The 11389-nt window shown below is 38.4% G+C and carries 11 protein-coding genes and 2 pseudogenes; 3 read left to right on the plus strand and 10 right to left on the minus strand.

The window, feature by feature from the left end; translation table 11 throughout:
• Window positions 1–77: 77 nt before the first annotated feature.
• Window positions 78–410, minus strand: a complete 333-nt coding sequence (locus tag HC000_RS17410; RefSeq protein WP_179808299.1) for a hypothetical protein — start codon at window positions 408–410, stop codon at window positions 78–80.
• Between the two features lie 181 nt (window positions 411–591).
• On the opposite strand from HC000_RS17410, the gene HC000_RS17415 reads away from it, so the two are divergent.
• Window positions 592–1751 (plus strand): IS3 family transposase gene (locus tag HC000_RS17415; RefSeq protein WP_179808300.1). Its coding sequence is split into 2 segments (ribosomal slippage): window positions 592–841 and window positions 841–1751, totalling 1161 coding nucleotides; the frame shifts between segments, so codons are not numbered across the junction.
• Between the two features lie 25 nt (window positions 1752–1776).
• Here HC000_RS17415 and hutW read toward each other — a convergent pair.
• The gene (gene hutW, locus HC000_RS17420) at window positions 1777–3099 is read right to left on the minus strand and encodes a heme anaerobic degradation radical SAM methyltransferase ChuW/HutW (protein ID WP_179808301.1); all 1323 of its coding nucleotides are present in this window, start codon (window positions 3097–3099) and stop codon (window positions 1777–1779) included.
• Window positions 3100–3266: 167 nt separating this feature from the next.
• Between hutW and HC000_RS17425 the strand changes: the two are divergent.
• Window positions 3267–3448, plus strand: a pseudogene (locus tag HC000_RS17425) (transposase); the annotation flags it as partial.
• A 70-nt stretch (window positions 3449–3518) separates the two neighbouring features.
• Window positions 3519–4201, plus strand: a pseudogene (locus tag HC000_RS17430) (IS6 family transposase).
• A 186-nt stretch (window positions 4202–4387) separates the two neighbouring features.
• On the opposite strand, the gene sodC reads toward HC000_RS17430, so the two are convergent.
• From sodC to HC000_RS17470, 8 genes are all read right to left on the minus strand, one after another.
• A complete protein-coding gene (sodC, locus tag HC000_RS17435) occupies window positions 4388–4909 on the minus strand; it encodes a superoxide dismutase family protein (RefSeq protein WP_179808302.1) in 522 nt (173 codons plus the stop codon).
• A 147-nt stretch (window positions 4910–5056) separates the two neighbouring features.
• Window positions 5057–5467 (minus strand): biopolymer transporter ExbD, encoded by a 411-nt coding sequence (locus HC000_RS17440; RefSeq protein ID WP_179808303.1) that lies wholly within the window; start codon window positions 5465–5467, stop codon window positions 5057–5059.
• Window positions 5464–6135: a MotA/TolQ/ExbB proton channel family protein gene (locus HC000_RS17445; RefSeq protein WP_179808304.1), complete on the minus strand. Its 672-nt coding sequence runs from the start codon at window positions 6133–6135 to the stop codon at window positions 5464–5466. Before HC000_RS17445 ends, HC000_RS17440 begins: the two co-directional genes overlap by 4 nt.
• Window positions 6135–6860 carry an energy transducer TonB gene (locus tag HC000_RS17450; protein ID WP_179808305.1) on the minus strand — a complete coding sequence of 242 codons (726 nt, stop codon included), beginning with the start codon at window positions 6858–6860 and terminating at the stop codon, window positions 6135–6137. The genes HC000_RS17445 and HC000_RS17450 overlap by 1 nt, the downstream gene beginning before the upstream one ends.
• A gap of 229 nt (window positions 6861–7089) precedes the next feature.
• Entirely contained in the window at window positions 7090–9327 is a 2238-nt protein-coding gene (locus HC000_RS17455) for a TonB-dependent hemoglobin/transferrin/lactoferrin family receptor (protein ID WP_179808306.1), read from the minus strand.
• A 119-nt stretch (window positions 9328–9446) separates the two neighbouring features.
• Window positions 9447–9698 (minus strand): hypothetical protein, encoded by a 252-nt coding sequence (locus HC000_RS17460; RefSeq protein ID WP_179808307.1) that lies wholly within the window; start codon window positions 9696–9698, stop codon window positions 9447–9449.
• A 96-nt stretch (window positions 9699–9794) separates the two neighbouring features.
• Window positions 9795–11002 (minus strand): IS3-like element ISSba5 family transposase gene (locus HC000_RS17465; protein WP_179808308.1). Its coding sequence is split into 2 segments (ribosomal slippage): window positions 9795–10714 and window positions 10714–11002, totalling 1209 coding nucleotides; the frame shifts between segments, so codons are not numbered across the junction.
• A 45-nt stretch (window positions 11003–11047) separates the two neighbouring features.
• On the minus strand, window positions 11048–11389 hold a 342-nt coding region (locus HC000_RS17470), incomplete at its 5' end, for an ATP-binding protein (RefSeq protein ID WP_179808309.1).

Below are 11389 nucleotides of genomic sequence, written 5' to 3' on the forward strand. Positions count from 1 at the left end.
TACCTCAGGTTAATATGCTGAGTAAATTATGCATAGGTGCCATTAACATTGGTATGTGGGGCTAATTACGCGCTTACTTAATAAGTAAATTCAGGTTCATAGTCTTGTGTTTGCGGAGTTCCCACAATATGAGTGGTCACATATGAAATAAAATGACGCTGTTCATCGAAATAGCCTAGAGGAGCAGTAGGAAAAACCGACCGACTTGTTTTGTCTTGCAGATAATTAATAATGTTTTGAGTCAACATCCCCTGTGTGTTTTTCAGTTCATTAATTGCATCATGATAAAAAAATGGACTGATTCGCTGTGAACAAAGGTAAATAATTAAAACCATAGGATTATGCAAAAATAAAGGTTTATAGCCTGACGGCTGCAAGCTGTAATCTGGAACTAATATGTTGTTAGTCATTAGTGATTTTCCGTTATCCGTTTGCGACCTTAAAGATCACTGTTTTTTATAAATGATTTCAGTTCATTCCCAGCCAAACAGGTACTGAGGCGTATAAACTCTGGACATGATCTCTGTTCTGGTCTAATCCCATCGGACACTTAATTTTGAGACAGTATGGTCAATAAATTAAGAGGTCGATATGAGTCTGAAGAAATCACATAAGAGTTATCCCCAGGCATTTAAAGATGAAGCTGTCTTGATGGTGCTAGAACAAGGTTATAGCGTTGCCGATGCGGCAAAGTCTCTTGGAGTTAGCACGAGCCTGCTTTACAACTGGAAGGAAAAACACCAAGCCCTGCAACAAGGTATCACCTTAGAAGAGTCTGAGCGTGATGAGCTAAGGCGATTACGTAGAGAAAACAAAGAATTACGAATGGAGAAAGAAATTCTAAAAAAGGCAAGCGCCTTCTTTGCGAGAGAAATGAAGTAAGATTTCGTTTCATCAAACGGCAATCCAACCTGTTTCCCGTAGCACTGTTATGTCGAGTAATGAGTGTAAGTAAATCAGGTTATTACGATTGGCATAAGCGCCCTGCAAACGTGATAAGCCTTGAAACACTGAAGCTTTATCGCCTTGTTCGACAGCTATTTAAGCAAAGTCGAGGCAGCTTAGGGAATCGTGAAATGGTGAAAAAATTGCGCAAGGAAGGCTACCAGGTTGGTCGCTATCTCGTTCGTAAAATTATGTACCGCCTTCGACTCAAAGCAACCCAGCGACGTGCTTACAAGGTGACTACGCAGCGGAAACACTCAGATGCAGTGGCAGATAACCTGTTAAACATGAACTTTAATCCAGTATCGGCTAATCAGGTCTGGGCGGGTGACGTGACCTATTTAAAGACGGGTGAAGGCTGGATGGATTTGGCAGTGGTGATGGATTTGTATTCACGCCGGATTGTGGGATGGCACATAGATAAACGCATGACCACAGATTTGATATCTAAGGCATTAATAAAAGCCTACAACCTGCGACAACCGGCCAGAGGGTTGGTATTTCACAGTGACCGAGGCTCGCAATATACCAGTAAGCAATTCGGTAGGCTGCTATCGAGCTATGGTATCCGAGCCAGCATGGGTGATGTGGGGGCGTGTTGGGATAATGCCGTTGTTGAGCGATTCTTTGGCAGCTTAAAACACGATTGGATTTTTAAAGTTAATCAACCAACAAGGGAGTTTATGAAGCAAGATGTGACTGCTTACATGAAATATTACAACTTGGAGCGGCTGCATTCTGCTAATGACGATCTGTCACCGGTAGAGTTTGAAAATTCTCAAGTAAAAGTGTCCAGTTTGGGTTGACCAGTACACTTTGCTTTAATCCATTTTATACGGTTTGTGCCAATAATGGATTCGTCGCTAAATATTCGAATAACCCAGCCAGCATATTCACATTCCAAAAGCGTCCAGCCAGCGTCAAAGACAATTTGTTATTATCAAATTCGATTAAACCGTTCTTTTGCCATTTAATAAATAATGGTTGTAAATGTGTATTCAATGATAGTGAAAGTTCATTTAAAGTTAACGTGCCTTTATCTAAACCTTTCTTGATAATGGTGTCTATATGACTACTTTCATTTATTGACATCACCATACTTGGAACCTTAACACCCGCTTTAATCGCGTTATGCCAAGCAGTCAAATCACGCCCGTTCATTAAACCATGACCATGAATACTACCGCCAGCACCAGCACCAAATGGAACAATTTCAACGCCTTGCTTAGCTAAGCTGTTGTATAGACTGCGCTCACGTTTATCACTACGCCAATGACAATTAGACAAACGATCCCAACCATTCTGTTCCAGTAATCTAGAACCTTGTGCGTACATGCTTGAACGAACTTGACTATCAGCTCGCTCGTAAATTGTCCCTTTCTTCTCTGCCGAGTCAATACGAGAACCCGGTAAATTAATTAATTGGTAAAGATCAATACCATGAATACCTGTACTGATCATTGCTTCTACATCATGCATCCATATATCAAACGTTTGACCTGGTAATCCAAACATAAGATCCGCTACTATCGTGGCTGTAGGATGCTTAGCCAGTTCAGATAAACGCTGCATTAACGTTTTTTCATCATCGAAACGACCAGCGGCTTGTCTCACTTCTGTATTTACACTTTGAACTCCAAAAGAGAAACGATTGATGCCGCCTGCCAGCGCAGCTTCAAATTTATCATGAGTAAAGCCGTTAATACGCCCTTCGAGCGTAATCTCAGCATTTGGTTTTAATGGGAAAGATTGAATGACGTTAGCCAATTGTAATATTTCATTTGCTTGCATGTCTGTTGGCGTACCTCCGCCGATATAAACAGTGTCAAACAGTTCACTTTTAATAAATTTCGTTGTAGTAGCTCCGGCTAATTGCTGACAGAGCGAATTAACGTATTCAGTAACACGGCTAGGTTTCGTGGCATTCTCAAAAAAATTACAGAAACTACAACGTTTTCTACAGAACGGGATATGAATATACAAAGCTCTCTTTTCCGCACGACTTTCAATAGAGAACCACTGTTGCCATTCGTTTTGATCTATTGAGATAGGTCGGCAGCCAGAACGCCCAGAATGCGCACTTGTTTTTACAGTAAACGCATATTTTAATGGATCTGGTGTATAAATACCTGTCATGGTTGGCGTAAAAATCATTATTCAATCTCAAACAAAGAAAAGCAAATGATAACCAATCTCATTTCCATTTACTTTGTTTTTGATCAAGCTTTAATAATTATGCACGGCGTTGTTGCCTAAATAAGTGAACTTTTTAGGCTCATTGCGATCAGGTCCTCTGAACACTTCATAGGAAACGATATCAGATGGGCAAATCTAAGCACCGCATCACCAACTGGCCTGAATATAACAAAGCCTTGGTCAACAGAGGTTCACTCACTTTCTGGATAGATAACAGTGACGCTGCTCCGAGCATCATGGCGGCCGAGGACAGGGTTTTCAGTATAGCGATACAGCTATCGAAACAGCGTTAATGCTTAAAGGGGTTCTGTCGCAAAGTTGACGAAGTGAAGCGATATATTGATAATCCAACGTCACAATAACGAAGTATTATTAACATGAAACTTAACTTTTCAGGATGCCATTTCCCGCAAGAGATCATCATGCAAGCACTTCGTTATTACTTAGCGTACAAATTAAGTTACCGTGAAATAGAAGAGATTTTTGCTGAGCGAAATATCCGCGTTGACCACTCAACATTAAATCGTTGGGTGATAAAATATGCGCCATTACTTGAAGCCAATTTCAGAAAAAAAACGTGAAGTAGCTGATTCATGGCGCATGGATGAGACCTATATTAAGGTCAAAAGGTAAGTGGGTTTACTACTATAGAGCCGTCGATAAGTATGGTGCTATAATTGATTTCTATTTGAGTGAAACGCGTAATGAACAGGATGCTCGGGCCTTCTTTGATAAAGCGATAAACAGTAGTGGATTGCCAAGTAAAGTTGTTATCGATAAGAATGCAGCAGCGTTAGATACCATCAAGATTAGCCTTTGGTTAGGTGGATACATGTTGCGTATGTTCGAAGTATTGGCAGTTAAATACCTCAACAATATTGTTGAACAAAGTCATCGAAAAGTGAAAGGTAACATGCATCAATGTTTAGGATGGAAGTCTTGGATTGGTGCAGAATCAACCTTGGCCGGTGTTGAAGTCTGCTCCATGATTAAGCAAGGACAGATGATTAACTCAGAAGAAATGACGTCATGGGAGCAGTTTTATTCTTTAGCTGCATAATTGTATCTGAGGAAAAGTGCCTCTTTAATTTAGAACCCACAATCTGAGTTTGCGACAGAACCGGAAAAAGCCAAATCGACACCACACCAAAGCACTAAGTCTGCGCTTTGGTGTGCCTGTATCATTATTTATTTAGCTTAGTGAATCACTTTAGGCAAGTCTGATTCACGTTGTCTTGGTTAGATTTTAGTTAATCACACCACAAGCCATTCGTGCGCCACCACCGCCCAAAGGAGCTGGATGATCAGAATGATTGTCACCACCAAAATGGATCATCAAAGCTTTACCTTTAACATCCTCAACTTTAAGACGTGGCGCTAATACGGCATTGGTTACCTTACCATCAGCATCGGCATATAAAGACGGCAAATCCCCTTTATGATTTTTCGTCGCCCATGGTGTGCCATGTTGGTTAGTTTTCTCTGGGTCATAATGCCCACCTGCAGCGCCACCTAATACTGTTTCCCCTTCTTTAGTTGTAGGCTCGCAACTACCGGTTTGATGTACGTGAAAACCGTGCTCACCGGGTGTTAGGGATGACAAATTTTGGGTCAGGACGAGACCAAACTCCGAATCTTGGAGGGTGACAGTACCAATAGCTGTGTTACCGTTAGCACCCAGTAATTCCATAGTAACTTGAGGCTGTTGAGCTAATACTGTCCCACTAAACAACATCATTGAAAACGAGGCTAAGAATAACTTTTTCATTTATCGTACTCCGTTAAGAAAATCCACAACGATACATCACAACTGCTTACTTTTCAACTTTATCCGCCCCGCTTCAATTTCAAGTCGCATGGACATAAAATTATTTTGTCAGATATTGCTAACGCTTACCGGCTTCTCGGTTGTAAATTATTTATCTTCAGTAAGAAGCTGTGTTGCCGGAATTCCATGTTCTTGTAGAAATGCCAATAGTTTGACCAGATGTTGAATGTCGGCAGTTTTCTCTGCACCAATGACAATCGGCTTTTTATTAGGGGTTGTTTCTTCGAGCAAGTCCAATGTAAAACTATTCCAATCACTGAATTTTATACCGTCAATTGCCCAATGAGGTGATTCATTAAGAATATTAATGGTTAATGATTTATTGTCGACCTCAGAAACAACTTGAGAGTCTGAACTAGGAAGATCAACATCCAATGACTCCAATCGGACTGAAGCTGTTAACAATAAAAAAACCATAACGATAAAAATGATATCAAGTAGTGGGGTAAGATCCGGTGTTAGGCTTGTGCTTGCTCTATGATGAGATACTTTGATCATAGTGATGCAACTTTTTTTAGTTGTTCCGGTAAAGTATGTCGCATAGAAAAACCTTCCAACCACAGGTTTACATAGTTGAGAGTGTGCTCTAACTTCGATATAAGTCGATCTGCCCAAAGTCCTAAAAGTTGTGCACCCGCGATGGCAGGTAGAGCTACTACAAGTCCTGCAGCGGTAGTTCGCATCGCCAGTCCTAAACCATCAGCTAAATCGCCAGGTGTGATGCCGCTTGTCGCTGCAGCTACGCCTTTAAACATATCTATTAGACCTAGAACCGTGCCTAACAATCCAAAAAGAGGGCACATAACACCAATTAAGGTGAGTAATCGTAGTCCAGAATGTAATTGATGCTGTTTTTCTTGTAACCACATATTTGCAGCGTCTTCACGTAGTGTTTTTGAAAAAGTGTGGTGAACCAATAACATCGCAACACCTTTATAAAGTAGAGGACGGCGACGACCGAAATCTTCAACCAAAGAGTTAATGGCAGAAGCATTAGTTGGTGATATATGAGACAGTTTTAAACGAATATCTCTTTTACCTACACCTAAACTAATCATTACTTGAAAGAGTCTTTCAGTGATGATCATTACTGTAAGTAGAGAGCAAATTAGTAATGGCCAAGTCATAGGGCCAAGGTGTTCTTGAAGATTATCAATATGTTCCATTATAGATCCAATTTAAAACGAACAGGTATTTTTACTCGGTGAGCGACTTCCGTTCCGTTGATTGTATGAGGAGAAAATCTCCACCGTTTGATTGCATTAAGTGCCGCTTTGTCTAGTAGTAATTCTCCAGATGACGAAATTAGAATTTGTTTTATTTGACTACCATTTTCGTCCAGCCAAACTTCGTATGTCGTCACACCTTCAATACCACGCCGACGCGCCATCCTCGGATATCGAGGCTGAGTAGGACGAGAGAGAAAAGACGGTATATTAATCAGCAGCGGTTTGTTATTGACCCCTTTTTGAGGGGCTTGAGACTGAATTTCAGGCTCTTGTTCTGTCTGTTTATTTACAACTTTTTTGGGGTTATCTTGCGATTTTTTCTCCATTACGTGTTCCGATATTTTTTTTCCTATTTTCGAAACCTCTTTTTTTGGCAGTTTTTTAACTTTCTTCGGTGCTTCTTTTATTATTTTAGGGGTTGTTTTTGGGGGAGTAACCTCAGGTTCTATTTTTTTTACAGGATCTGGAGTCTCTGTCGTGACACTTTTTTCTAGCAATGCTTTTGGCTGTGCTACAGAAGGTGCTAAAAACTTAATAGAAACGGATGTCGTATTTGCCCCAGAGGGCATTGCTATCGCTTTATTTTCTGGTACTACAAACAGCAGAGCAGCATGGATGGCTAAAGTAGCACCTCCTGCAATAATGTATCTCGGCATATTCATGTTAATTCCCTAGGGAGTTTGTTCAAAAGCTCGATTATTTCTCACAATCAAAATGATAACAATTCTCAATATCATTGCAACTGTATCTTTAAATAAAATTAGAATACGTTAAAAAATTATCAATATCAGCGTATAAATCGAGTGATTAAAAGTTAGCTCTATTTTAGATTACAAATTTAATAACACCATCTAATTAAAAAGGTGTTATTAAATTTAAGATAAAGTTATATTAAAAGTTTATTTCCAAACCTACTTTATAATTAATTCCAGGTGCGGTGAACCTATTCAATCCAACCCCATCGCTATCAACCATGTTAGTCGAACCAAATTCAGGAATACTTCTGACAGAATCCCAAGTTTTATACTTCTTATCTAATAGGTTAAATACTCCCGCATTTATCTTAACATTCTTAGTCATCATGTAATTAATGACTAAATCCATTAATAAAACACTATCACTAGTATACTTAGACTGCTTTCCATTATGGACCGTTTCCTTAGGATCTTTTTTGTCTATAAAGTTACTATAAAATCCAATTCTATAATTGGATGTTGTATAAGTGACATTGTTCATTATCCCTAATGGATTAACTCCCATTAAATAATCTCCATCACTTCCTTTACCTTTGCTGTAACTGATCCCCGCCTGATATTTAAGATCATCATAAATATCTAAAAATGTAGATAAATTCATGTCAAACCTCATATCTAATCCATAAATGTAAGCTTCATCTACATTTTGATATTGCATATAATTCTGATCGTTAAATTCTGGCTGACCAGGATAATCAGACCATGGATTTGGCACTTTTATTGTTTCCGATTTTAAGTCAATAAAATTATGATATTTAGTGTAATAAGGATTTAAAGAAAACTGCCAATCATCTTCAACATATTCAAAGTGAATTTCATTTGTTATTCCAGTTTCTTGCTTTAGATTTTCATTTGGTTCAATTCTATTAGCGGCGACTTTGTCGCCGAATGAAAAATATAATTCATTTGCATTTGGAGCTCTAAAGCCACTGTTTATTTTATATTTAACATTAATATTAGCTGTTAGCTGATTATCATAAATAGCAGATAAAGTGATTCCTGAAAATTTAGTATCCTCTGGCGCATCTAATGATGTCCCATAGAGATGATTTGATATTGATTTTCCACTCAAGGTCACATCATTTTGAAAGAAATCATACCTCGCTCCAAATGATATTAATTCTGATTCAGAAACGATCATCTCATGAGTCCCTGCTATATAAAAAGAATCTGTTTCTACAGGTTCAATAATACTGTTTTCAGAGACGTAAGGTTTCCCCCCAATAATATCGATATCGACATTATCATTTTGAAGTTCTTTTCGTTTATAGCCAATCATAAAATTATTTATCATTGGAATAGATAATACCTCATAATTTTTACTTGTTGCTTTTTGTTCAATACCAAATGAATCCTGCTTTATGCTTCTTTCATAATGCTGGTTTAACTTTTCATCTTTAAAAGAGTAAACATAACTATTATCTGTTTGATCAATTTTTTGATCATATATTTTTGTAGATAATCGGTCTAAATAAATATTATTACTTAAATACTCCCACTCTAAAGAATAACGACTTCTATCTCCCGTGCTATCAATGCTACGATGACTTTGACCGAATAACTCCCAAGATTTCTCATCAATATCTTTTTTGGTACTGAATTCTTCATAGGTAAGAATAACATTGTTATTATTGTTTGGAGTTAACGTTGATTTCACAAGTAAATTAAATGATTTCTTATCGATAGGGTCAGCACGTGATCTGGACTTACCATAAATATCAATACCTTCATCCCTTGTTTCTACTTCATGTCCATTTACGTCTGTATATAATACTAATAAGTCACCGTATTTTTTTTTGAATGCTAATCCAATCGTATTCTTCAGCTCATTATTTTTACTTCCAAACATCGTTTTATTGTAAAAGCCATAATCATTACCAGGTAATATTATATCTTCTGCATCTTTAGTTTTAAATGATACTGAACCGCCTAAACTGCCTGAACCAGTGAATAGTGAGTCAGATCCTTTTTTTATGGCTACGGATTTTACAGAATCTAATTCAATTTCATTAATAGACCCATTAAAATAGCCATAACCTTTATAAATTTCATTCTCAAAGGTTTCACCCTGATGAATACCGTCTACTAGAATTGAAACACGATCTTCATCAACACCTCGTATATTAAAACCACTTGTTCCGGCCCTGCCCTTTTGTACAACAGATACGCCTAGCTCGCCTTTAACTAAGTCATTTATATCTCCTGACATTTCATTGTCTATTTTTTGATGGCCAATTTCTATATTTGCTTCATTTAATATTGGTTCTTTTTTAGCTTTAACTAGAACCTCTTCAAATGTAGTTATATCGGATGAATATACATTACAAATTAATACTGAGAGTGGGAGTAATATTAGTTTACTTACTTTATTCACGTTAAAATGAACCTTATAGATAATGGTAATGCAATTGATTATCATTCAACCCGTGTGAGAAGTCAATAATACACTGGACCTTAAGCATTACACAAGCCCAATCTAACATTATGTTTTGTCTATTTTTTCTCTGTTGTGACTTTTGTGTATTTCTTGTTATATAGCAGACTGCACTCGCCTAGGGTTTCAGTCCCGCCTTCTTCAAGGTGAATCGTCCTATCCAGTTGGTCTGAGAGATCGGTTATGTCCATATCCTCAAGAGTAAATTTATCACCACAATATTCATTGAGCAGAGTCAACGCTTGCTCCTTGCTGTATGCGGCAACAATATCGTAATCACCCACTTCAAACGGTCTTAATTGCTCTGTCATTTTCGGCTTCCTTTAACAAATTTCCGACCTCTCATCAGACGTATCCTGTACCTTGATAAGTGTTCCAATACTTACTGCGACGACCTTATGTAGTGGTCAAGTAAAATTGGCCACGGTTTTAGAGTCATTCCAATATAAACGTTCTGACTCATTTGGCGTTAACCCACCATTATATTGATGGGGTCTGGTCTCACTGTAATATCCAGTGATGTAATTTGTGATCTCTTTATCTGCTTCTGTAAAATTCCCATAACCACTTGCGGGTATCCACTCAGATTTCAAACTTCTAAAGAAACGCTCCATTGGTGCGTTATCCCAACAATTCCCGCGGCGACTCATACTTTGCTCAATCTGAAAACGCCATATTAATTGTCTGAATTTCAAGCTTGTGTAATGCGAACCTTGATCGCTGTGATATATCACATTCTCAGGCTTACCCCTTAACTCAAATGCCATTTTCAAAGCTTTACAGGTCAGCTCACTATCTGGTGATAATGACAAAGCCCATCCAACAGGTTTGCGGGAAAATAAGTCTAAAACAACGGCTAGATAGGCCCAGCGATTACCGACCCAAACATACGTCACGTCGCCACACCACACTTGATCTGGTTGAGTTACTGCAAACTGTCGATTAAGCGTATTGGGGATTGCAACATGCTCTTGTATCGCTTTTCGATAAGAATGCTTAGGCTGCTGACAGCTTAATAACCCAAGCTTTTTCATTAGATTACGAGCTCGATAACGACTGAGACCAATCCCTTTGTTAGTCACTAATTGCGCTATCGTTCGAGCACCGGCAGAGCCATGACTAATACGATGTGCGGCCTTCACTTCACTGCATAAAATAGTAAAGTCTGCATCAATATGTTCTTTTCTTTTTAACCAATACTTATAGCTACTTCGATGTACTTTGAATGCATTACAAATTGTGAGGATAGAGTGGCTCTGCTTGAGTTCGCTGATTAGCGTAAATTGTTCATCGAGTCTGACATCAAGAGAGCGGTAGCCTTTTTTAGGATAAGATTGTGCTCCTCAAGACGAGCTATTTGCTTCTTCAGCTCACGGATTTCAATTTGTTCAGGGGTAATCGGAGATGCTTTTGGTGTGCCACCCTGGCGTTCTAGTTTTAACTGTCTCACCCATTTATCCATAGTGGACTTACCTACGTTCATCGCCTTTGCAGCTTCGATGATGCTATGGTTTTTATCGAGGACTAATTGGGCTGCTTCAAGTTTGAATTCAGCACTAAATGTTTTTCTGGTTGTCGATTGCGTATTCTCATGACTTTGATCACCGATTCTCATCAGCTTTGATCGCTTGATTTATCATTTTGTAGAGCCATTTTTAAATTAACTTAACTGATCATCATCAGTCAATTCATTTAACTGTTTTCGTATCGATTCTCCTTTTAAATTCAACTTAATTGCACCATGAATCAGCCTATCTAAAATAGCATCAGCGTGCGTTGATTCGCCGATCATTTGGTGCCAATTTTCCTGTGGTAACTGACTAATGATGATGTGTGATTTATAACCATATCTAGCATCGATTAATTCAAGTAAGTCGCTTCGTTGCTGAGCACTGAGTGGCTCTAGCCCCCAATCGTCTAAAATAAGTAAGTCGTATTTAATGAGTTTACCCAATAATTTTCGATAACTGCCATCGGCCTGTGCTAGAAATAGACTTTCAAG

Origin of the sequence: Pseudoalteromonas sp. MIP2626, assembly GCF_013414205.1 — a bacterium.
In the GTDB taxonomy this organism is placed as follows: Bacteria; Pseudomonadota; Gammaproteobacteria; order Enterobacterales; family Alteromonadaceae; genus Pseudoalteromonas; species Pseudoalteromonas nigrifaciens.

Excerpts from the sequence above, each read along its gene's own strand:
- HC000_RS17450 (WP_179808305.1), bottom strand. The coding sequence starts at position 6,860 with ATGAATATGCCGAGATACATTATTGCAGGAGGTGCTACTTTAGCCATC.
- HC000_RS17445 (WP_179808304.1), bottom strand. The coding sequence starts at position 6,135 with ATGGAACATATTGATAATCTTCAAGAACACCTTGGCCCTATGACTTGG.
- sodC (WP_179808302.1), bottom strand. The coding sequence starts at position 4,909 with ATGAAAAAGTTATTCTTAGCCTCGTTTTCAATGATGTTGTTTAGTGGG.
- HC000_RS17410 (WP_179808299.1), bottom strand. The coding sequence starts at position 410 with ATGACTAACAACATATTAGTTCCAGATTACAGCTTGCAGCCGTCAGGC.
- HC000_RS17460 (WP_179808307.1), bottom strand. The coding sequence starts at position 9,698 with ATGACAGAGCAATTAAGACCGTTTGAAGTGGGTGATTACGATATTGTT.
- hutW (WP_179808301.1), bottom strand. The coding sequence starts at position 3,099 with ATGATTTTTACGCCAACCATGACAGGTATTTATACACCAGATCCATTA.
- HC000_RS17440 (WP_179808303.1), bottom strand. The coding sequence starts at position 5,467 with ATGATCAAAGTATCTCATCATAGAGCAAGCACAAGCCTAACACCGGAT.